This window comes from Mitsuaria sp. GD03876, from assembly GCF_029840635.1.
Taxonomy (GTDB): Bacteria; Pseudomonadota; Gammaproteobacteria; order Burkholderiales; family Burkholderiaceae_C; genus Roseateles.
Map to the genome: position 1 here is coordinate 155,701 of NZ_JAOCCU010000004.1, position 21,090 is coordinate 176,790.

The following is a 21,090-nucleotide window of genomic DNA, read 5'->3' on the forward strand; positions in this document are numbered from 1 at the left end:
ACGCGCGTGATGTCGATGATGAAACACAAGACGATGGCGGCGGCCCTGGCGCTGGCGGCGGCCTTCGGCGCGCAGGCCGCGCCGGTGCTCGAGCTCGGCAAGGGCGGGCTGAAGCTGCTCGACGCGAAGGGGCAGGCGCTGGATGAATTCGGCGTCCGCGCCAAGCGCTGGGACCGGCGCCAGCTCGCCGACGGCACGACGGTGGCGCTGCTGCAGGACGCCGACACCGGCGCGCTGCGGCTGATCGAAGTCCGCGGCGCCCAGTTGCACGAACGCGCGCGCTGGGCCGGACCGGCCTTCGACGTGGAGGCCGTCTGCCTGTACCTGGAGCCGCGCCAACAGACGCTGCAGGCCTTCCTGCTGGGCAGCGATGGCCTGGCCGAGCAGTGGTTGCTGGTCGACCCGCCGGCGGCGCCGGGAGCGGCGACGGGTCGAGCCACGGGCCAGCCGACCGGCTCGAGGCGCGCGCTGGCGACTGGCCAGGCGGCGGGGGCGGTCCAGCCGGGCCCCGCCGCCGGGCAGGTGCTGCGGCAACTGGCGACGGTGCCGGATGCCAAGGGCTGCACGGTGCGCGACGACGAGGCGACGCTGTTCGTCGCGGAGGCCGAAGTGGGCCTGTGGGCCTTCGAGGCCGATGCCGAGAGGGCCGGCCGGACCCTGGTCGCGCCGGGCCTGGCGCCGCAGGACATGGCGCTGTGGCTGGAGGCGCGCGCGCCGCGGCCGCAGCCGGCGATCCCGGTGGCGATGCCGTCGGCGCAGACCGAGCCGGTGCGCGGCGGCGGCGACGCGGCGGACGATCCGGCGATCTGGGTGCATCCGACGCAGCCGGCCAGGAGCCGGATCCTGGGCACCGACAAGAAGCGCGGCCTGGCGGTCTACGACCTGCAGGGCCGCGAGACGCAGTTCCTGCCGGTGGGCCGCATCAACAACGTCGACCTGCGCCAGCGCGTGCGCTACGACGGCCGCGACTGGGACCTGGCGGTGGCGACGCAGCGCGACCGGCACAGCGTGGTGCTGTTCGGCATCGACGGCGCGGGCCGTGTCTCGACGCTGGCGGAGTTGCCGACGGGGCTGGAGGACGTCTACGGCGTCTGCAGCGCGCGCAATCCGGCGGGCGGACTGGACGTGTTCGTCAACGACAAGGACGGCCGGCTGCTGCAGATGCGCCTGACGCGCCGCGGCGGCGCGTGGTCGGCGGACACGGTGGCCTCGCTGAAGCTGGCGAGCCAGCCCGAGGGCTGCGTGGCCGACGAGGCCGGCCGGCAGTTCTTCGTCGGCGAGGAGAAACGCGGCCTGTGGCGCGTGGCGTTGGATGCCGACGGCCGGCTGGGTGACCTGTCGCTGATCCTGCCGGTGGGCGAGGTGCTGCATGCCGACGTCGAGGGCATGGCGGTGCACCGCGGGCCGAAGGGCGCGTGGCTGGTGGTGTCCTCGCAGGGCAACGACAGCTACGTGGTGCTGGACGCGGACGCGCCGCACGCGGTGAAGGGGCGCTTCCGCGTCGGCCTGAACCCGGCGCGCGGCATCGACGCGGCGTCGGAGACGGACGGGCTGGACGTGACCTCCGCGTCGCTCGGCGGGGAGTACGGCGAAGGCCTGCTGGTGGTCCAGGACGGCCACAAGCGCTGGCCGATGGGACGGCAGAACTTCAAGCTGGTGCCGTGGGGGGAGGTGGTACGAGTGATCGGGGGTCAATCGGCTCGATGATCGAGATCCCGGCATCCAGGCACGGATGTCGGGGTCCATATGCCATCGCAGATTCTTCAAGCTCACCTTCATTTGCCGGAAGGCGGCCTCCGACCTGTTGCGCACCTGACCCGGTGCGAGGACCAATTGCGGGTGATCTTCGACGACGACTACGTCGCCGATCCCATCAGACCCACGTTGTCGTTGTCGTACCCCTTCGACGCGGAGCCGGCAGACAACGTGCTACCCATGGCGGCCTCCCACTGGCTTGCCCGTGCCGATCGCCATTGGCCCGCCTACTTTAGGAATCTGCTGCCCGAGGGCTCGAATCGCGTCCGCCTCTCGCGAGTGCGCGAATGCACGGAGGACGATGAGTTCGAACTGCTCGCCGCAGGCGGCCGTGACCTGATCGGAGCCCTTGAAATCACTCCCGTCGACCCAGGAAGCGCATTGCCAACATGCGTGATGGCAGCCCTCGTCGACTCGGACGCCGGAGGATCGATCGATCCAGTAGTCCCGCCAATCGACGACGCCGCACTGCTTCCCGGCGTCGTGATCAAGTTCTCCGCGATCCGGGATGGCCGGCGCTACACGGTCAAGCATCGCGGGCAGGCGGGTTCATACATCCTGAAGTTGCCGACGGCCACGCATCCGGACCTTGTCGAGAACGAGTTCACCGGCTATCGCCTGTGCGCCGCGCTCGGCATCGACTGCGCGGAGGCGGCCATCGTCCGAAGCGCCGATGTCGACGTGGCCGAGCGGATTCCGTTCGACCGCGTCCTCAGCGTCAAGCGATTCGACCGCGCCGGGATCACGCGCGACGACGGCTCGACCGCGTCGCGACGCGTGCACTTCGAGGAGCTGTGCCAGGCGCTCAACCGGCCGCCGATGCGGAAGTACTCGAAGGACCTGCGCGACTACGCCGCCATGCTGGGCATGCTCCAGGCCTTTTCAGACCGCCGCGTGCGCGACCTCGAGGACTTCATCGCCCGTTTCGTGGCGTTCATCCTCATGGGCAACTGCGACGCGCATCTGAAGAACTGGGGTTTCGTCTATCCGGACGGGCGGCGTCCCCGACTCGCGCCGGTCTATGACCCGGTCTGCGTCGCCGCGCTCTTCAAGGCGGACGATCCTCGCTACCTCAGCCACAACCGCGCGGCCGACGCGGCGATCCGCGCCATCGATGAACAGGCGCTGGAAACGATGCTTCGACAGGCCGCGCTGCCGTCGACGCTGCGCGCCAAGCTGATGCGACGTGCACGCGACACGGTACTTCAGGCACGGGCGCTGTGGCCCGGGATACTCGCGGACGCCCCGCGGGCCGTGCGGGACACGGTGCTGGCACGGCTCGACGACGGCACCGCCTTGTCAGCGCTGCGGTGAACGCGCCGATCCCCCAGCCCCTCCACGAGCCCACCTTGAGCAGTCCCGTTCTCGTCCGTCCGATCGCCCCGTCCGACCTCGCCGCCTGGCGGCCGCTCTGGGACGGCTACAACGCCTTCTACGGCCGCGCCGGGGAGACCGCCCTGCCCGAGGCCGTCACGGCCTCGACCTGGGCGCGTTTCTTCGACGAGCGCGAACCGGTCCACGCCTTCGTCGCCGAGCTCGACGGGCGCCTCGTCGGGCTGACCCACTACCTGTTCCACCGCAGCACGACCCGCATCGAGGACACCTGCTACCTGCAGGACCTGTTCACCTCGGAGGACGTCCGCGGCCGCGGCGTCGGGCGCGCGCTGATCGCCGCCGTCACCGACGCGGTGAAGGCCCGCGGCGGCCACCGCCTCTACTGGCAGACGCACACGACCAACGCGCCCGGCCGCGCGCTGTACGACCGGGTCTCGGAACACAAGGGATTCATCATCTACGGCCAGGACTTCTGACCGCGCGGCGCCGGCGTCGCGCCGGCACGGTCCTCAGACCACCCGCCGGCGCAGGTCCTGGCGCGCGCTCTCGGCCAGGTCGGCCCCGCGCACGCCGCCTTCCGGGAAGGACGCCGAGCCCATCTGCAGCCGCACGTGCATCGTCGCGGCGTCCACGCCGTACGGGCCGTTGAGCCCCGCCGACAGCCGCTGCTGGACCAGCCGCGCCTCGCTCAGGCCGGCATCCAGCAGCAGCACCGCGAAGCTGGACTCGCCCACCTGCAGGACCATGTCGGTCCCGCGCACCCGGCTGCGCAGCCGGCGGCCCACCGCCTTCGTCAGCTCCATCCGGGCCTCGATCACCGCGGCCTGCGCGGCGGCGGCCGCATCGGCGGCCACGGCATCGGCCGCGCCGGGCGCCGCCAGCACGGTCGTCGGACCGGTCGCGGGCTCGGCCTCCAGCCACAGCACCGACAGCCGTCCGCCGTAGCGGCGGCATTGCGTCAGCTGGCGCGAAATCATGAGGCCGAACTCGGCCAGCGAATCCACCCGCGGCACCCACAGCGCCGGCGTCGGACGCGGGGGCTTGGCGCGTTGCGAGGTCCCTTCCTCCACGGCGGCGGCGGACGCGACGGTGGCGGGCGACGGGCTCATGCGCAACGGCTCCAGGCGGATGGACGGGGCACGCCCGCGCGCCGGTCTCGGCGCCTGCGCGGGGTGCGGATGCAGGAATTGGGGGTGAGGACACGACCCGCTGCTAGCAGCCCGATCCATGCCGGCCTCCCTTGCCACACTGACCAAGCCGTGTCCTCATCTATCTAAAACGGATAACCGGCCGGCCTCCCGACATGCCGATCGCAAAAATCTTCTAAGTGGAAACCCTTGGATTGATGTCCGCACCCACTGGTTTGTGTCATCGCTCGCCCGGGCTGGGAGAACAAGGTCACAACACGCCGCTAGAGTTCCGCTCCATGAAGGACATCACCCAGCTGCTGCAAGAAGCCGGTCAAGGCGACCGGGCCGCCGCCGACCAGGTGGTGGCGCAGCTGTACGGCGACCTTCAGCGCCTGGCCCGGCAGCGGATCCGGCAGGCCGGGGACCTGACGCTGCTGGACACCACCGCGCTGGTGCACGAGGCCTGGCTGCGGCTGGCCGGCGCCCAGGGCCAGAACTTCCCGGACCGGCGCCACTTCCTGGCCTACGCCGCGCGCACGATGCGCCATGTGGTCATCGACCTGGTGCGCGCGCGCCAGGCCGAGCGCCGCGGCGGCGACCAGCGCGACCTGACGCTCAACACCGCCGTGGTCGAGGGCACGCCTCAGTCCGACGAGCACATCCTGCGCGTGCACGAGGCGCTGGAGGAGCTCGCCACCATCGATCCGCGCCTGGCGCAGGTGGTCGAGATGCGCTACTTCGGCGGCCTGCTCGAGCAGGAAATCGCGGAAGCCCTCGGCGTCACCGAGCGCACGGTGCAACGGGACTGGCAGAAGGCGAGAATCCTGCTTTCGATGAGCCTCAAGGACTGACCCCCGGGTCGGTGCCGCGGGGTCCGTCTCCACCGCCACAAGACGCCCACCGATGGACGCACTCGACAAACAGCGCTGGATCGCGCTGAGTCCGCTGCTCGACGAACTGCTGGACCTGGAGGAGCCCGATCGCGGCCGCCGCCTCGCGCAGATCCGCGCCGGCGACGCGGCCATGGCCGAGCACCTCGAGGCGCTGCTGGCGCGCGACGCGGTGCTCAACGAGGATCGCTTCCTGGAACAGCCCGCGGCCGAGGCGCTGCAGGGTCCGACGCCGTCGCCGGTGGCGGCGCTGGACCTGGCCGGCGAGACGCTCGGCCCCTACGTGCTGGAGCGCGAGCTCGGCCAGGGCGGCATGGGCGCGGTCTGGCTGGCGCGCCGCGCCGACGGCCGCTTCGAGGGCCAGGTGGCGGTCAAGTTCCTGAAGTCGGGGCTGTTCGGCAAGGGCGACAGCGGCCGCTTCGAGCGCGAGGGCCAGATCCTGGCCCGGCTGTCCGACCCGCACATCGCGCGGCTGCTGGACGCGGGCGTGCACCACGGCCACCAGCCCTACCTGGTGCTGGAGTACGTCGACGGGCTGCCGATCGACCGCTACTGCCAGGTCAACGGGCTGGACGTCGAGTCGCGGATCAAGCTCTTCCTGGACGTGCTGTCGGCGGTGGCGCACGCGCACCAGCGGCTGATCCTGCACCGCGACCTGAAGCCGAGCAACATCCTGGTCACGCACGACGGCCAGGTGAAGCTGCTGGACTTCGGCATCGCCAAGCTGCTCGACGACGCGACCCAGTCCGGCGCGGCGACCGAGTTGACGCAACGCGCCGGCAGCGCCTTCACGCCGCAGTACGCGGCGCCGGAGCAGGTGCAGCAGGCCGACGTCACGACGGCCACCGACGTGTACGCGCTGGGCGTGCTGCTGTATCAGATGCTCGGCGGCCGGCATCCGACGGCGGACGACACGCAGACCCACCTCGACCGGCTGCGCGCCGTGGTGGACCTGGTGCCCAAGCGGCTGTCGGACGTGGCGCGGGACCAGCTGGACCCGGTGATCGCGCGCCAGGCCAAGCTGCTGCGCGGCGACCTGGACACGATCGTCGGCAAGGCGCTGAAGAAGAAGCCGTCGGAGCGGTATGCCAACGCCGAGTCGATGGCCGTCGACCTGCGGCACTGGCTGGCGCACGAGCCGATCACGGCGCGGCCGGACACGCGGCTGTACGTGCTGGGACGCTTCGTGCGGCGGCATCGCTGGAGCGTGGCGGCGAGCAGCGCGGCGGTGATGGTGCTGGTCGGGCTGACCGGAGTGAGCGTGCTGCAGGCGCGGCGCGCGGAACGGGCGGAACACCAGGCGCAGGAACGCCGGCAACAGGCGGACGACCTGCTGAGCTACATGCTCGGCGAGTTCGCCGACAAGCTGCGGCCGGTCGGGCGGCTGGAGCTGCTGGACAGCGTGGGCAGCAAGGCGCTGACCTACCTGGCGCAGGACCAGGACGCGACGCCGATGGAACGGCTGCAGCGCGCCAAGGCGCTGACGGTGATCGGCGAGGTGCGGGTGTCCAAGCGCAACCTGAAGGAGGCGCTGGAGCCGCTGGAGGCGGCGCGCAAGCTGCTGGAGGGGGCTCCGCCGTCGGGCGAGCTCGTCGGCGAATGGCGCAAGGCGCAGGGCGCCGCCGCCTTCTGGGTCGGCCACGCCCATTACTACTCGCGCGAGCTCGACAAGGCGACCGAGGCCTGGCTCGCCTACCGCGATGCCGAGCAGGCCTGGGTCGATGCCCAGCCCAAGAACCGCGAGGCGCTGATCGAGCTCTCCTACGCCTACAACAGCCTGGGCACGGCCCGGCTCGACGGCGCCGACCTGCGTGGCGCGGCCGAATACTTCCGGCGCTCCATCGAGCTCAAGCGCGAGGGCCTGGCCCTGGGCGACCGGTCCGACAACGCGGCGCGGATGGACCTCGCGGACAGCCTGAGCTGGCTGGGCAGCGTGACGCTGTGGCAGGGCGACGCCCGGGCCGCGGAGGCGATGTTCTCGGAGGGCGCGACGGTGATCTCGGCGGTGCGGGTCGGCGCGCCGAACGAAGGCGCATGGTCCTACCGCGAGGCGATCATGCGGCGCTGGCGCTCCGAGGCGCTGGCGCGCATCGGCCGGCTGCCGGAGGCGGTGACGGAGGCGCGGACCTCGGTCGACATGCTGCGCAAGCTGCATGGGCAGGACGCTTCCAACGTCCAGTGGTGGGTCAACCTGCTGCTGAGCGAGGCCGGCGCGCTCGACTTCGAATGGCCCCGGCTGAGCCCGGAAGGCCGCGTCGAGCAGGTCGCCGCGCTGCGGACCAAGATCGAGGAGCTCGCCCGCAGCCAGTCGGCGGGCGTCAAGTCGCGGCTCTCGGAGGTCTGGGCGCGTTGGGCCTGGGTGGCCGCGCGCACGCAGGCCGCCGCCGGTCATCCGGCGCTGGCCGCGCAGACGCTGCGCAAGATGGCGGAGGACCAGGCGCAACTGGTGTCCGCGCGGGGCGCGGACCTGCGCTTCGCCTCGGTCTATGGGGACACCCGGCGCCGGATGATCGTGACGGCGCGGCAGCATGGCCTGCCGCTTCCGACCGATGCCTGCCGGGAGATCAATGACATCACCATGAAGATGCCCTCCGCAATTGGCGTTCATCTCCAGATCACGCAGGCCTGGGTTGAGGCCCAATCCTGCCTGGGGAGCGGAAATCGCGATGAGGTCCGGCGCGCAGCCGATTGGGCGGCCGCGCGTCAATCACACGAGTCGACTCCCTGACAACGAAACTGCTCAAGGAGAGACCCCATGGCTTACACCATCTACGTGAACGGCTCCGTCAGCGAAGACGGGAACTTCGCCGACTGCACCTACTGGCAGAACGCCGACATGACCGGCCCGATCATCGGCCCCGAGCTGCGCATCCCGCAGAATGCCGGCGAGTGCGTCTTCACCCAGGTCGACGATCCGGACCTGCTGCTGATCGGCGCGACGTTCAAGACGATCGGCTCGGCGCCCGGCATGAACGCCAGCAACTTCGCGCCGGCCAACGACGAGAACTCGGTCAGCTTCTCGATGCCGGCCAACCCCATCACCAAGGGCGTCGTGCTGCTGTTCTCCACGCCCGGCACGGTGCAGAACCTGTACCCCAGCAGCGACCCGCAGGTCATCAACGACCAGCCGCCGACCTGCTGAGCGCTCAGCGCCTGTCGGCGCCGGGCGCGAGGCTCGGGAGAGCCTCCTGCGCCATGACCCGTCCCAACCGGGACGGGTTCACCCGCTCCATCACGCGCGCGTCGAGCGCGTATTCCTTCTGCTGCGTGTAGGCCACCGCGCCGATCCGCACCTGGCTGCCCGCCGCCTGCGGTCCCAGCAGCCCCAGCACCGGATAGACGCGCAGCCGCGCGATCAGCAGGCCCTGTTGGTCGTCCGCGAAGATCGCCGTCTCCAGCACCTTCGCGCAGCCGCGACGCTGCACCTCGGCGAGCACGCCCTGGAGGTTCCTCGGCACGTCGGTCGCCGCCACCGGCAGCATCAGGTTCACCACCGGCAGGCCCGCGGCCACCAGCGGCTCGCGCGCCGCGAGGTTGAAGGCGCCGTTGGCCTCGTCCCAGCGGCGGTTGGCGGCCGGCTCCGCGGGATCGAAGTTCCGCCCCTGGCCGAACAGCAGCACGCAGGGCTGGCCCGCCTTCGGGGCCGGGGCGGACGAGGGCATCGCGGCGGTCGGATCCATCTGCATCGTCGATTGCGCCATCGCGCGCGGCGCGATCGCCGTGCCGGCGAGGACGAGCAGCACGACTGCGAGCGCGCGCGAAGGGAATGCCTGACGGCAGTGCGGATTCGACATGGGGGCGGATTGTGCGCCGCGACGCTCGCCGCACAATGGCCGGTCCGACTTCGTGGAGAGCGCGATGCGCGAGTGGACGACCCTGGAGACCCTGTGCACGGCCACCGTCGCCGTGGTGGCGAGCGTGACGCTGGGCGGCTGCGCGACGCCGGCGCGCGACGAGCGCCTGCGGCCTGGCGCGACGACCGGCGCCGAGATCCAGCAGTACTACGGCCCGCCGACGCGCGTCTGGCCCGAGGCCGATGGCGGCCACACGCTGGAGTATGCGACGCAGCCGTTCGGACGCACCTGCTACATGGTGCGGCTGGACGCGCAGGACCGCTTCGTCCAGACGGTCGACGGCCTGTCGCCGGCCAGCCGCAACCGCATCGTGCCGGGCATGACGCCGGAGCAGGTGCTGCGCGTGCTGGGCCGGGAGCGCACGCGGGTGTTCTTCAAGCTCAGCGGCGAGGACGTCTGGGACTGGAACATCGAGCCGGAGATGAACGGCTACCTGCTGCGCTTCAACGTGCACTTCAAGGACGGCGTGGTGCTCCGCACCTCGCAGAGCGTGGTCTATCCGGACCGGCGGTTTTTCTGGGATGACTGAGCTGTCGCGCGGTCCCGACATCGACACAGGTTCGAGTCGGTCACGATCTCAAACGAGTCATTGAACCGATCGCCCGTCCTGGCGAGGATTCCCGATCGCGACCCACCGCGTCGCGCATCGAAAGGAATCGATCGCATGACTTCCATTGAAATCCAGTTGCCCGACGGCTTGGCACGAGAAGCGACCTTGGCTGGCTTGCTCGCCCCGGGGCGCATCGCCGCAATGCTGTGCCGGCAACTCCAGACCGAAGCGTTCCTTGCTTCCCTGCCAGAAATGAACGCGGCGTTCGAGCCGATGTCCACGCAAGAAATCCAGGCGGAAATCAATGCAGTCCGAGCAGAGCAACGCCGTTCGGCTCGTACTTGATACCAACACCGTCGTCTCGGCGTTGATCTACTCCGGCCCCGTCACCCAGTTGGTCAAGCTGGCGACGACCGGCTCCATCGCCGTGACGCTCGTCAGCAGCGTGCTGTTGCTCGCAGAGCTTCGCAGGGTCATCTCCAAGCGGAAGTTCTCCAAGAAGTTCGCAGAGATCGGCCGAACTGCAGACGACATCTTGGCGGAGTACGAACGAATGTCGACGTTGGTCCTTCCGACCCCCATTCCGCCAACCGTGTTGCACGACCCGCCCGACGACGTGGTGTTGGCGACCGCTTTCGCATGCCGCGCTCATTTGCTCGTCAGCGGCGACGCGGACCTCTTGCGACTCGGGCGCTTCAGGTGCGTGCCGATCGTCACCGCAGCCGCGGCGATCTCCATGCTGGGCGGCCCCCCACTCCGCCGCAGGACACGCCACCGGCCTCCTCCCAAAGGGGGAACCCCACCGCCCCGGCTGTGACGGATTCAATACAGCCCGCACGCTGCCACGGGACTGACAAGCGCCGCGCTTCACCCACTCTTTACACTCGCGCCCCGAGAGGGAGAGAAGAGGATGTCGAATCAATCCGTCGGCCTGGCGCCCCGCGCCCTGGCCATGGCCATCGACGGCGTGCTGATGGTCGCCGCGAGCACGCTGCTGATGTGGGCCGTCTACGGCGATCCGGTCGCCAAATGGAACGACCTGCGCCCCGCCACGATCGCGATCCACTGGCTGCTGCCGCTGATCGTCTGCGTCGTGTTCTGGAGCTGGCAGGGCGCCACGCCCGGCAAGCTCGTCGCCGGGCTCAAGGTCGTCGACGCCCGCAGCGGCAAGCGCCCCTCCCCGCCGCAGGCCGCCCTGCGCTGGCTCGGCTACCTGGTCTCCACGATCCCGCTGTTCGCCGGCTTCCTGTGGGCCCGCGTCGACGCCGAAGGCCGCACCTGGCATGACCGCCTGTCCCGCACCGCCGTGCTGCGCAGCCGCGAGGCCCCCGCCAACGGCGAAGGCCTGCTGATCGGCTACATCGCCAGCCACTGGCGCGGCGAGCAGGGCCTGGCCCAGAGCTTCTGGATCAACCACGTCCTGCTGACCTGGCCCGTCGCCGCCGGCGTCCAGGGCCTGGTCGCCTGGCTCTCCACCAAGAGCGACGGCCTGCAGGGCGTCGCCATCGCGCTGCTGATCGTCTGGCCGCTGCTGATCGTCATCGAGGTCTGGAGCGCCGTCGGCGCCTGGCGCGCGATCCGCCCCTACGTCGACGACGGCGGCTCCTACCTGATGGCCGGCCTGGCCCGCCTCGCGCTGGGCCTGTCGCTGCTGCAGATCGCGTTCTCGCTGGCCATCGGCGTCTTCGCCGAATTCCCCGACCTCTGGAAACTCGCCCGCGGCATCGATCCGATCGGCAACGTGCGCCTGAGCGTCAGCGCCGACGGCCGCACGATGCAGCTCAGCGGCCCGATCGGCGCGGGCGACGCCAGCCGGCTCGGCGCGCTGCTCGCCACGGCGCCGGCGGTGAAGCTGCTCGAGGTCGCCTCCCCCGGCGGCCGCCTCACCGAGGCCGAGCGCATGGTCGCGCTGATCCGCCAGCGCACCCTGGGCACCCGCGCCGTCGGCAACTGCGAAAGCGCCTGCACGCTGGTGTTCCTGGCCGGCAACCGGCGCCAGATGATGCCGGGCGCGCAACTGGGCTTCCATCGCGCCAGCAGCGGCTCGTTCAACCCGGCCTTCGACGAGATCGCCAATCAGGAACTCGCCCGCACCTACCGCCGCATGGAGCTGCCCGAGGACTTCATCCGCAAGACGCTCGACACGCCGTCGCGCCGCATGTGGTACCCGGCCGCCGACGACCTGGTGCGGCACTCGCTGATCCTGCCGCCGCCCAAGACGCTGGACGTCGCGCTGCCCGAGGGCGACAAGCCCGGCCACCACGCGCCGCTGACCGACTACGTCAACGCGCTGCGCGCCAGCGACGCGTGGTTCAAGCTCGAGCAGCGCTTCCCCGGCCTGATCGACGAGGCCGCGAGCCGCATGCGCACCGCCCACGTGGCGCTGGCGGAGTCGGAGCACGCGGTCGACGGCGCGCAGATCGCCGCGCAGGACGTGCTGGCGCCGCGCGTGCGCGAGCTGCTGCTGACGGGCTCGCCGTCGCTGCGGCGCAGCTACCTGCAGGTGCTGCGCGTGCAGCTGGCCGCCGCGCAGGGGCTGGGCCGCGAGACCTGCCAGTCGTGGCTGTCGGGTTCGCCGGTGCCGCGCCGGCTGCTGTCGGAGGACGCGATGGCCTGGGAGGCCCGCTGGCTGATCGAGGCCGCCGACGATCCCCCGCCGCTGCGCAACCGCGCGACGACGCCGACGGCACTGGAGCTCGAGGTGCTGAGCCGCTCGGTCGGATCGACCGCCGCGGGCGCGTTCTCCAAGCTCTGGACCGGCGGGACCGCCGGCGCCGCGCCGATCACCTGCGAGCGCGCGGGCCAGGTGCTCGACCAGATCCAGCGCACGCCGGTCGCGCCGCGCGAGCTGGCCGAGCGGATCGTGTTCCAGAACCCGCGCTGAGCGCGAACCCAGCATCGCACGGTCCTTCATCGGGACCGGAAACGACAAGGCCCTCGTCACGAGGGCCTTTTCCTTGGGGCGGATCGGAACGCCGCTTCGTCGATGCCGCCGACATCGCCCGGCGCGAGGTCAGTCCTCGTCGCCGAGCCCGGCGGCCGCCTTCGCCCGCAAGCGGGTGTGCACGTAGGCGCCCTGCGGGATGTGCAGCAGGTCGGCGATGCGCCACATCGTGTGGCGCTCGATGTCGCCCAGCTTGCCGTCCGCGTAGGCCACGCCCCACATCAGCTCGACCAGGCGCAGCTTCCCGGGCATGTCCCAGCGCTCATCGATCGGCGAGGTGAAGGCGAACAGGTCGGATGCGGTGCGGGCGGTGCGCTCGGCCTGCGCGGTGAGCGCGTCGGCCTCGTCGTCGGCCATGGCGAACAGCTCGGTCAGCGCGCGCCGGACGGCGGCGCGCTCGGGGCCGGCGTGGTCCGCGTCGGCGCGCATCACCTCGACCAGCAGGACCGCCGCGGCCAGCGGCAGCGACGGCGCGCCGCCCCGCGAACGGAACGCGTCATCCGGCGCCAGCGTGTCGAAAAGGTCGATCAGCGACTTGAACATGCCCCATGGTGGCACTTCCCGCCGGCCGGGCCTTACGGGCGCCTTAAGCCGACCGAACCAAAACCTTTCGGCAAACCACCCGACCTCCCGGCACGCCCGCTCCCGCACCGCGGGAGAGGGTTGGGGTGAGGGTCTCCTCTCCCGCGGTGCGGGAGAGGGAGCCGGGAGAGGGGGCTGCGAGGGGCCAGGCGCTTACCGCACCTTCCCTTCCTTCCAAGCATTCAGCAGCTTGTCGTACGCGATGGTCTCGCCCTTGGGCTTCTCGTTGGCCAGCTTGGCCCACGGCGCGCCCTTGTCGGAGAGCCACTTCTTCGGGTCTTCCTTCTTGTTGAGCTTGGGCGCGCACTTGGCCATGCCCGCGCGCTCCAGCCGCGCCATCACCGCGTCCATCTCGTCGGCCAGCGTGTCCATCGCGGATTGCGGCGTCTTCTCGCCGGTCACCGCCTGCGCCACGTTCTTCCACCACAGCTGCGCCAGCTTCGGATAGTCCGGCACGTTGGTGCCCGTCGGCGTCCACGCCACCCGCGCGGGCGAGCGGTAGAACTCGATCAGGCCGCCGTACTTCGTCGCGTTCTTGGTGAAGTAGTCGCTGCGGATGTCGCTGTCGCGGATGAAGGTCAGGCCCTGGATGCTCTTCTTCAGGCTGACCGTCTTGGCCGTCACGAACTGCGCGTACAGCCAGGCCGCCGCGGTCCGGTTGGCGTCATGCCCGCTGAAGAAGGTCCAGCTGCCCACGTCCTGGTAGCCGTTCTGCATGCCGGCCTTCCAGTACGGGCCGTTGGGCCCCGGCGCCATGCGCCACTTCGGCGTGCCGTCGGCGTTGACCACCGGCAGGCCCGGCTTGGTCATGTCCGCGGTGAAGGCCGTGTACCAGAAGATCTGCTGCGCGATCTGCCCTTGCGCCGGCACCGGCCCGGCTTCCCCGAAGGTCATGCCGGTCGCTTCCTTGGGCGCGTACTTCTTCATCCAGTCGACGTACTTGGTCAGCGCGTAGACCGCCGCCGGCGAGTTGGTCGCGCCGCCGCGCGCCACCGACGCGCCCACCGGCGTGCACTTGTCGTCGGCCACGCGGATGCCCCACTCGTCCACCGGCATGCCGTTGGGAATGCCCTTGTCCGCCGCGCCCGCCATCGACAGCCACGCGTCGGTGAAGCGCCAGCCCAGCGACGGGTCCTTCTTGCCGTAGTCCATGTGGCCGTAGATCGGCTTGCCGTCGATCGTCTTCACGTCGTTGGAGAAGAACTCGGCGATGTCCTCGTAGGCGCTCCAGTTCAGCGGCACGCCCAGGTCGTAGCCGTACTTGGCCTTGAACTTGTCCTGCAGGTCCTTGCGCGCGAACAGGTCGGCGCGGAACCAGTACAGGTTGGCGAACTGCTGGTCGGGCAGCTGGTACAGCTTGCCGTCCGGCGCCGTCGTGAAGCTGGTGCCGATGAAGTCCTTCAGGTCCAGCCCGGGGTTGGTGTACTCCTTGCCCGCACCGGCCATGTAGTCGGTGAGGTTCATGATCTTCCCGTAGCGGAAGTGCGTGCCGATCAGGTCCGAATCGCTGATCCAGCCGTCGTAGATCGACTTGCCCGACTGCATCGAGGTCTGCAGCTTCTCCACGACATCGCCCTCCTGGATGATGTCGTGCTTGACCGTGATGCCGGTGATCTCGGCGAAGGCCTTGGCCAGCACCTTGCTCTCGTACTCGTGCGTGGTGATGGTCTCGGAGACGACCGAGATCTCCTTCACGCCCTTGGCCTGCAGCTTCCTGGCCGCCTCGATGAACCACTTCATCTCGGCCAGCTGCTTGTCCTTGGGCAGCGTCGAGGGCTGGAACTCGCTGTCCACCCACTTCTTGGCCTCGGCCTCGCCGGCCCACGCGGACGTCGCGCCCAACGCCATCAGCGCCGCGATCGCCAGCGCGGAATACTTGCTCTTGTTCACGCTTGTCTCCTCTGTCTGTCGAATCTCCCCCTGCATGAGGACGAATCGCGGCTCCGGGGGAACGGGAAGCCGAATTCCTTGAAGCACGCGGCCGTCAGCCCTTGCGCAGGATCAGCGCCAGCACCGCCATCGAGGCGACGAAGCTGATCCAGACGCTGGGCTCGGCCTCCAGGTGGAACCACTCGGCCATCTTCGCGCCCAGCCCGACGAAGGCCAGGTTGATGTACGCGGCGGTCAGCAACCCGATGAACAGCCGGTCGCCGCGCGTGGTGCGCATCGGCAGCCAGCCCTTGCGCAGCGTCGTCGGCGACTTGATCTCCCACACCGTCATCCCGATCAGCATCAGCACCACGCAGCTGAAGAAGACCGCGACCGGCGTCGTCCACACCATCCAATCGAACATCGCGGCGCTCCCTTACACGCGGCCCATCGCGAAACCCTTCGCGATGTAGTGGCGGACAAACCAGATGACGATGGCGCCCGGCACGATGGTCAGCGTGCCGGCGGCCGCCAGCGTCGCCCAGTCCATGCCGGAGGCGCTGACCGTGCGCGTCATCGTCGCGACGATCGGCTTGGCGTTCACGCTGGTCAGCGTGCGCGCCAGCAGCAGCTCCACCCAGCTGAACATGAAGCAGAAGAACGCCGCCACGCCCACGCCGGCCTTGATCAGCGGCAGGAACACCGTCAGGAAGAAGCGCGGGAAGCTGTAGCCGTCGATGTAGGCGGTCTCGTCGATCTCGCGCGGGATGCCGCTCATGAAGCCTTCCAGGATCCACACCGCCAGCGGCACGTTGAACAGCAGGTGCGCCAGCGCCACCGCCAGGTGCGTGTCCATCAGCCCCAGCGTCGTGTAGAGCTGGAAGAACGGCAGCAGGAACACCGCGGGCGGCGTCATCCGGTTGGTCAGCAGCCAGAAGAAGACGTGCTTGTCGCCCAGGAACGAATAGCGGCTGAACGCGTACGCCGCCGGCAGCGCCACGCCGATCGAGATCACCGTGTTGATCGCGACGTAGATCAGGCTGTTGATGTAGCCGCCGTACCAGGACGGGTCGGTGAAGATCGTCTTGTAGCTGGCCAGCGTGAAGTGCTGCGGCCACAGGCTGAAGCTGGACAGGATCTCCTCGTTGCTGCGGAAGCTCATGTTGACCATCCAGTAGATGGGCAGCAGCGCGAAGAGCAGGTACGCGATCAGGAAGATCGACCGCTTTCTGAAACGGCGCTCATCCATGGGCGGCCTCCGTCTTGTCTTGGGTGCCGAGCGCCTGCATCCAGTTGTAGAGGATGAAGCACAGCAGCAGGATGATCAGGAAGTAGATCAGCGAGAACGCCGCGGCCGGGCCGAGGTCGAACTGCCCGACCGCCTTCTGCGTCAGGTACTGGCTGAGGAAGGTCGTCGCGTTGCCGGGACCGCCGCCGGTCAGCACGAACGGCTCGGTGTAGATCATGAAGCTGTCCATGAAGCGCAGCAGCACCGCGATCATCAGCACGCCCCGCATCTTGGGCAGCTGGATGTAGCGGAACACCGCGAACTTGCTGGCGCCGTCGATGCGCGCGGCCTGGTAGTAGGCATCGGGGATCGAGCGCAGCCCGGCGAAGCACAGCAGCGCCACCAGCGGCGTCCAGTGCCAGACGTCCATCACCAGCACCGTGACCCAGGCGTCGGTGGCGTCGCCGGTGTAGTTGTAGTCCACGCCCAGCGCCTGCAGCGTCGCGCCCAGCAGCCCGATGTCGGCGCGGCCGTAGATCTGCCAGATCGTGCCGACGACGTTCCACGGGATCAGCAGCGACAGCGCCACGATCACCAGCACCGCCGACGCGCGCCAGCCCTGCGCGGGCATCGACAGCGCCAGGCAGATGCCCAGCGGGATCTCCACCAGCAGCACCGCCAGCGAGAAGCCCAGCTGGCGCAGCAGCGCGCCGTGCAGCTCCTCGTCGCGCATGACCGCGGCGAACCACTCGGTGCCGACGAACACGCGCCGCTCGGGCGAGATGATGTCCTGGACCGAGTAGTTCACCACCGTCATCAGCGGCAGGATGGCCGAGAAGGCCACGCACAGGAACACGGGCAGGACGAGGAACCAGGCTTTCTGGTTGATCGGTTTCATGCGAGATCCTCCAGCGCGGCGGCGGCCGGGGCCGCGCCGGCGATGAGCCGCTCGTCGGCGCCGTAGAAGCAGGTGTGGGCGCCCAGCACGCGCAACGCGACCGTCGCGCCGGCGGCCGGCGGCGACATGTGCGGCGACAACCGCGCCTTGAGCGTGTGCGGTCCGACCTGGGCGGTGAGCAGCCAGTAGGTGCCGATGTCCTGCACCTGGCCGACGACGCCGGTGACCGTGCCCGGCAATGCCGGCACGCCATCGCTCACGTCGTCGACGTCCACGTACTCGGGCCGGATGCCCAGCATGAACGGCTCCCCGCGCGACAGCGCCGCGCCGGTGGTCGCGTCGACCGTGCCCGCGACCGGCTGGCCCGCGACGCTCAGTCCGCCGCCGTCCTCCAGCGCCGCCGGCAGGAAGTTCATGCCGGGCGAGCCGATGAAGTGGCCGACGAAGCGGTGGCTCGGGCGCTCGAACAGCTCGCCCGCGGTGCCCACCTGGACCGCGCGGCCGCGCGTCATGACGACGATGCGGTCGGCGAAGGTCAGGGCCTCGACCTGGTCGTGGGTGACGTAGATCAGGGTGAGCTTGAGCTCGTTGTGGATCTGCTTGAGCTTGCGCCGCAGCTGCCACTTCAGATGCGGATCGATGACGGTCAGCGGCTCGTCGAAGAGCACCGCCGACACGTCCTCCCGCACCAGGCCGCGGCCCAGCGAGATCTTCTGCTTGGCGTCCGCCGACAGGCCCGAGGCGCGCTGGTTCAACTGGCCGTTGAGCTCCAGCATCTCGGCGATCTTGCCGACGCGCGCCTTGATCCGGTCGGCCGGCACGCCGCGGTTGCGCAGCGGGAAGGCGAGGTTCTCGGCCACGGTCATCGTGTCGTAGATGACGGGGAACTGGAACACCTGCGCGATGTTGCGCTGCTGCGGCGTCAGCGCCGTCACGTCGCGGCCGTCGAAGCGCACCGTGCCGTGCGACGGCTTCAGCAGCCCCGAGACGATGTTGAGCATCGTCGTCTTGCCGCAGCCCGACGGACCGAGCAACGCGTAGGCGCCGCCGTCCTCGAAGCTCATCTTCAACGGCAGCAGCGCGTAGTCGCCGTCGTCTTTCGGGTCGGCCCGGTAGGCGTGGGCCAGGTCGAGGTCGATGCGGGCCATCAGCGGCCTCCCCGGCGCTCGGGCGAGCGCGTCAGCAGCCCGGCCGCGTCGAAGACGTGGACATGGGCCGCGTTGAGGTACAGCGTCAGCGGCGCGCCGAGCTGGAAGTCGTGCACGCCGGTCAGCTGCGCGACCAGCTCGCCGATCTCGGTGCGCGCGTGGACGAAGGTGTCGGAGCCGGAGATCTCGGCCAGCTCGACCTCGCCCTTGAGCGCGAGGTCGCCGGGCCGCGCCACGACGCGCAGCGCGCTCGCCCGCACGCCGACGGTCACGCCGCCCTGCCCCGGCAGCGCCAGTTCCAGGCCGGGCCGCAACTGCAGCCGGTCGCCCAGGCCCTGCGCGATCACCAGGTTCATCGGCGGATCGCTGAAGGCGCGCGCGACGCGCAGCGACGCGGGTCGGTGGAAGACCTCGGCGGTGGGGCCGTACTGCAGCAGCTCGCCGGCGTCCATCACCGCGGTGAAGCCGCCGAGCTGGAGCGCCTCGGCCGGCTCGGTGGTCGCGTAGACCACCGTCGATTCGCCGGCGGCGAACAGCTGGCCGAGTTCCTCGCGGAGCTCCTCGCGCAGCTTGTAGTCGAGGTTCACCAGCGGCTCGTCCAGCAGCATCAGCGGCGCCTGCTTGGCCAGCGCCCGCGCCAGCGCCACGCGCTGCTGCTGGCCGCCGGACAGCTGCGCCGGCAGCTTGTCGAGGTGCATCTCGATGTGCAGCTTGGCGGCGAGCGCGTCGACGCGGCGGCGGATCGCGTCGCGGTCGAGCTTGCCCCGGAGCTTCAGCGGTGACGCGATGTTGTCGCGCACGCTCATCGACGGGTAGTTGATGAACTGCTGGTAGACCATCGCGACGTCGCGCTTGCGCACCGGCCAGCCGGTGACGTCGGTGCCGTCGACCAGCACCTGGCCGTCGCTGGGCTTGTCCAGGCCCGCCATCAGCCGCATCAGCGTCGTCTTGCCGGCCTGCGTCGCGCCCAGCAGCACGGTGACCGCGTTGGGCGCCAGGCGCAGGTCCATCGGGTACAGGTGCTGCTGCGCGCCGACCTTGTGGCTCACGCCGCGCAGGCTCAGCTCCATGAGCTCGGTTCCATCGTCGTCTCTCTTCGCATGTCGTTCCTGCGTCGCAGGTCGTTCAGGGGGGGTCGGGTCATGCCGCGGCGACCGGCCTGGCCCAGAGGTGCTCGCGCTCGGCGAACCACTGGACCACCGCCATGCGCTGCGCCTCGGTGAAATGCAGTCCCAGCTTGGAGCGGCGCCACAGCACGTCGTCGGCCGCGCGCGCCCACTCCTCGCGGACCAGGTACTCGAGTTCCGCCTGGTGCAGGCCCGGGGCAATCTCCGGGCCAAGGTCGTCGAGCCGCTCCGCGCCGCCCAGCACCCGCCCCAGGCGAGCGCCGTAGGCCCGCGCCAGGCGCCGCGCCAGCGACGGCGGTAGCCAGGGGTGGCGCTGGCCGACGGCGGACAGCAGCCGCTGGAAATCGGTGTCGGGCCGCTGCGGCGCGCCGATCCAGTCGCGCAGGTCGCCGCCGGGAAGGTGGGCGTGTTCGGTCCAGGCGCGACGGCGGTCACCGAGCAGCTCGCCCAGCAGGTCGGCCGCGTCCTCGGCCAGCTTGCGGAAAGTGGTGATCTTGCCGCCCCAGACGCTGAGCAGCGGCGCGCCGCCCTCGGCATGCGTCTCCAGCAGGTAGTCGCGGGTGACGGCGGACGGGTCGCCCGAGGCGTCGTCCAGCAGCGGGCGCACCCCGGCGTAGGTCCAGACGACGTCCGACGGCGTCACCGGCTCGCGGAAATAGCGGCTGGCCTGCTCGCAGAGGTAGGCGATCTCCCGCTCGTCGATGCGCGCCTTGCCGAAACCCGCCAGCGCGTCGGCCGGCAGTTCCACGTCGGTCGTGCCGATCAGCGTGAAGTCGTCCTCGTAGGGGATGGCGAAGATGATCCGCTTGTCCGGGTTCTGGAAGATGTAGGCGTGGTCGTGCTGGAAGCGCTTGCGCACGACGATGTGGCTGCCCTTGACCAGCCGCAGGCTCTTGGTGGCGAGCGCCTCGCCGCCGGCGGGCCGGGCGACGTCGCGCAGGAAACCCTCGGCCCAGGGGCCGGCGGCGTTGACCAGCGCGCGCGCCTGCAGCGTGCGTTCGCCGTCGGCGCAGCGCAGCGTCGCGGTCCAGCGGTCGGCATGGCGCTGCGCGCCGGTGACGGTCGTGCGGGTGTGCAGCACCGCGCCGTGCTCGCGCGCGTCGAGCGCGTTCAGCAGCACCAGCCGCGCGTCGTCGACCCAGCCGTCGGAGTAGACGAAGCCCTTCGTGTACGCGGGCTTGAGCGGCTCGCCGTACGGCGAGGACCGCAGGTCGACGCCCTCGGAACCGGGCAGCACCTCGCGGCGCGCGAGGTGGTCGTAGAGGAACAACCCGATGCGGATCATCCAGGCCGGCCGCATCGCCGCGTCGTGCGGCATCACGAAGCGCAGCGGCCACATGATGTGCGGCGCGCTGCGCAGCAGCACCTCGCGTTCCTGCAGCGCCTTGCGCACCAGCGAGAACTCGTAGTACTCGAGGTAGCGCAGCCCGCCGTGGATCAGCTTGGTCGACGAGGACGAGGTGTGGGCCGCGAAGTCGGAGGCCTCGGCCAGCACGACCTTCCAGCCGCGGCCGGCGAGGTCGCGCGCGATGCCCGCGCCGTTGATGCCGCCGCCCACGACGAGCACGTCGCACGTCCCCGGGACGCCGGGCTGGCCCGGCGCGGTCGTCGCGGAAGGATCGAAGGTCGTGGCGGCAGTCAAGGGATGGGTCTCCTGGGCGGCGAATCGGTCGAACGGCCACCCTCGGGTGGCCGTTCAGAAGTTCGCAATTCTGTTCTTCTTTTTTCTTTTTAGCGCGAATGCGCGCGTTTGAGCCCAGGGTAAACCCGATCATGTGTT

20 protein-coding genes are annotated in these 21,090 nt (G+C 70.2%); 10 read left to right on the forward strand and 10 right to left on the reverse strand.

Annotation, left to right across the window (positions count from 1 at the left end):
* The first annotated feature begins 9 nt into the window (after positions 1 to 9).
* From N5D62_RS04330 to N5D62_RS04340, 3 genes are read left to right on the forward strand one after another with little or no spacing between them, the layout of a single operon-like run.
* Complete coding sequence (locus N5D62_RS04330) at positions 10 to 1,707, forward strand: phytase (RefSeq protein WP_279756341.1); 1,698 nt, start codon at positions 10 to 12, stop codon at positions 1,705 to 1,707.
* Positions 1,708 to 1,746: 39 nt separating this feature from the next.
* Positions 1,747 to 3,069: a HipA domain-containing protein gene (locus N5D62_RS04335; RefSeq protein ID WP_279756342.1), complete on the forward strand. Its 1,323-nt coding sequence runs from the start codon at positions 1,747 to 1,749 to the stop codon at positions 3,067 to 3,069.
* Positions 3,070 to 3,104: 35 nt separating this feature from the next.
* Positions 3,105 to 3,566, forward strand: coding sequence for a GNAT family N-acetyltransferase (locus N5D62_RS04340; protein ID WP_279756343.1), 462 nt, complete (start codon positions 3,105 to 3,107; stop codon positions 3,564 to 3,566).
* 33 nt (positions 3,567 to 3,599) lie between these two features.
* Here the strand turns inward: N5D62_RS04340 and N5D62_RS04345 are convergent, their stop codons facing one another.
* Positions 3,600 to 4,199, reverse strand: coding sequence for a diguanylate cyclase (locus tag N5D62_RS04345; RefSeq protein ID WP_279756344.1), 600 nt, complete (start codon positions 4,197 to 4,199; stop codon positions 3,600 to 3,602).
* A 317-nt stretch (positions 4,200 to 4,516) separates the two neighbouring features.
* Here N5D62_RS04345 and N5D62_RS04350 point away from each other — a divergent pair, with 317 nt between their 5' ends.
* The 3 genes from N5D62_RS04350 to N5D62_RS04360 are packed head-to-tail and all read left to right on the forward strand — an operon-like array spanning position 4,517 to position 8,252.
* Complete coding sequence (locus N5D62_RS04350) at positions 4,517 to 5,071, forward strand: ECF-type sigma factor (protein WP_279756345.1); 555 nt, start codon at positions 4,517 to 4,519, stop codon at positions 5,069 to 5,071.
* A 52-nt stretch (positions 5,072 to 5,123) separates the two neighbouring features.
* The gene (locus tag N5D62_RS04355) at positions 5,124 to 7,838 is read left to right on the forward strand and encodes a serine/threonine-protein kinase (protein WP_279756346.1); all 2,715 of its coding nucleotides are present in this window, start codon (positions 5,124 to 5,126) and stop codon (positions 7,836 to 7,838) included.
* 27 nt (positions 7,839 to 7,865) lie between these two features.
* Positions 7,866 to 8,252, forward strand: a complete 387-nt coding sequence (locus tag N5D62_RS04360) for a hypothetical protein (protein WP_279756347.1) — start codon at positions 7,866 to 7,868, stop codon at positions 8,250 to 8,252.
* Between the two features lie 4 nt (positions 8,253 to 8,256).
* Here N5D62_RS04360 and N5D62_RS04365 read toward each other — a convergent pair whose 3' ends face one another.
* Positions 8,257 to 8,853, reverse strand: coding sequence for a hypothetical protein (locus N5D62_RS04365; protein ID WP_279756348.1), 597 nt, complete (start codon positions 8,851 to 8,853; stop codon positions 8,257 to 8,259).
* A 115-nt stretch (positions 8,854 to 8,968) separates the two neighbouring features.
* Between N5D62_RS04365 and N5D62_RS04370 the strand changes: the two genes are divergently transcribed.
* The 4 genes from N5D62_RS04370 to N5D62_RS04385 all read left to right on the forward strand — a co-directional run bounded on the left by N5D62_RS04370 (position 8,969) and on the right by N5D62_RS04385 (position 12,398).
* The gene (locus tag N5D62_RS04370; RefSeq protein ID WP_279756349.1) at positions 8,969 to 9,493 is read left to right on the forward strand and encodes a hypothetical protein; all 525 of its coding nucleotides are present in this window, start codon (positions 8,969 to 8,971) and stop codon (positions 9,491 to 9,493) included.
* A gap of 135 nt (positions 9,494 to 9,628) precedes the next feature.
* On the forward strand, positions 9,629 to 9,859 hold the full coding sequence (locus N5D62_RS04375) for a hypothetical protein (RefSeq protein WP_279756350.1): 231 nt from the start codon (positions 9,629 to 9,631) through the stop codon (positions 9,857 to 9,859).
* Positions 9,819 to 10,331, forward strand: coding sequence for a putative toxin-antitoxin system toxin component, PIN family (locus tag N5D62_RS04380; protein WP_279756351.1), 513 nt, complete (start codon positions 9,819 to 9,821; stop codon positions 10,329 to 10,331). Before N5D62_RS04375 ends, N5D62_RS04380 begins: the two co-directional genes overlap by 41 nt.
* A 93-nt stretch (positions 10,332 to 10,424) precedes the next feature.
* Entirely contained in the window at positions 10,425 to 12,398 is a 1,974-nt protein-coding gene (locus tag N5D62_RS04385) for an RDD family protein (RefSeq protein ID WP_279756352.1), read from the forward strand.
* Between the two features lie 129 nt (positions 12,399 to 12,527).
* Here N5D62_RS04385 and N5D62_RS04390 read toward each other — a convergent pair whose 3' ends face one another.
* From N5D62_RS04390 to glpD, 8 genes are all read right to left on the reverse strand, one after another.
* The gene (locus tag N5D62_RS04390) at positions 12,528 to 13,001 is read right to left on the reverse strand and encodes a TerB family tellurite resistance protein (RefSeq protein ID WP_279756353.1); all 474 of its coding nucleotides are present in this window, start codon (positions 12,999 to 13,001) and stop codon (positions 12,528 to 12,530) included.
* A gap of 192 nt (positions 13,002 to 13,193) precedes the next feature.
* Positions 13,194 to 14,888: an ABC transporter substrate-binding protein gene (locus tag N5D62_RS04395; protein WP_279756401.1), complete on the reverse strand. Its 1,695-nt coding sequence runs from the start codon at positions 14,886 to 14,888 to the stop codon at positions 13,194 to 13,196.
* 136 nt (positions 14,889 to 15,024) lie between these two features.
* Positions 15,025 to 15,333 carry a DUF2160 domain-containing protein gene (locus N5D62_RS04400; RefSeq protein WP_279756355.1) on the reverse strand — a complete coding sequence of 103 codons (309 nt, stop codon included), beginning with the start codon at positions 15,331 to 15,333 and terminating at the stop codon, positions 15,025 to 15,027.
* A gap of 12 nt (positions 15,334 to 15,345) precedes the next feature.
* Positions 15,346 to 16,158 carry a carbohydrate ABC transporter permease gene (locus N5D62_RS04405; RefSeq protein ID WP_279756356.1) on the reverse strand — a complete coding sequence of 271 codons (813 nt, stop codon included), beginning with the start codon at positions 16,156 to 16,158 and terminating at the stop codon, positions 15,346 to 15,348.
* Entirely contained in the window at positions 16,151 to 17,035 is an 885-nt protein-coding gene (locus N5D62_RS04410) for a sugar ABC transporter permease (RefSeq protein ID WP_279756358.1), read from the reverse strand. The genes N5D62_RS04405 and N5D62_RS04410 overlap by 8 nt, the downstream gene beginning before the upstream one ends.
* The gene (locus tag N5D62_RS04415) at positions 17,032 to 18,183 is read right to left on the reverse strand and encodes an ABC transporter ATP-binding protein (RefSeq protein ID WP_279756359.1); all 1,152 of its coding nucleotides are present in this window, start codon (positions 18,181 to 18,183) and stop codon (positions 17,032 to 17,034) included. The genes N5D62_RS04410 and N5D62_RS04415 overlap by 4 nt, the downstream gene beginning before the upstream one ends.
* Positions 18,183 to 19,253 carry an ABC transporter ATP-binding protein gene (locus N5D62_RS04420; RefSeq protein ID WP_279756360.1) on the reverse strand — a complete coding sequence of 357 codons (1,071 nt, stop codon included), beginning with the start codon at positions 19,251 to 19,253 and terminating at the stop codon, positions 18,183 to 18,185. The genes N5D62_RS04415 and N5D62_RS04420 overlap by 1 nt, the downstream gene beginning before the upstream one ends.
* A gap of 70 nt (positions 19,254 to 19,323) precedes the next feature.
* Entirely contained in the window at positions 19,324 to 20,877 is a 1,554-nt protein-coding gene (glpD, locus tag N5D62_RS04425) for a glycerol-3-phosphate dehydrogenase (RefSeq protein WP_279756403.1), read from the reverse strand.
* Positions 20,878 to 21,090 lie beyond the last annotated feature (213 nt).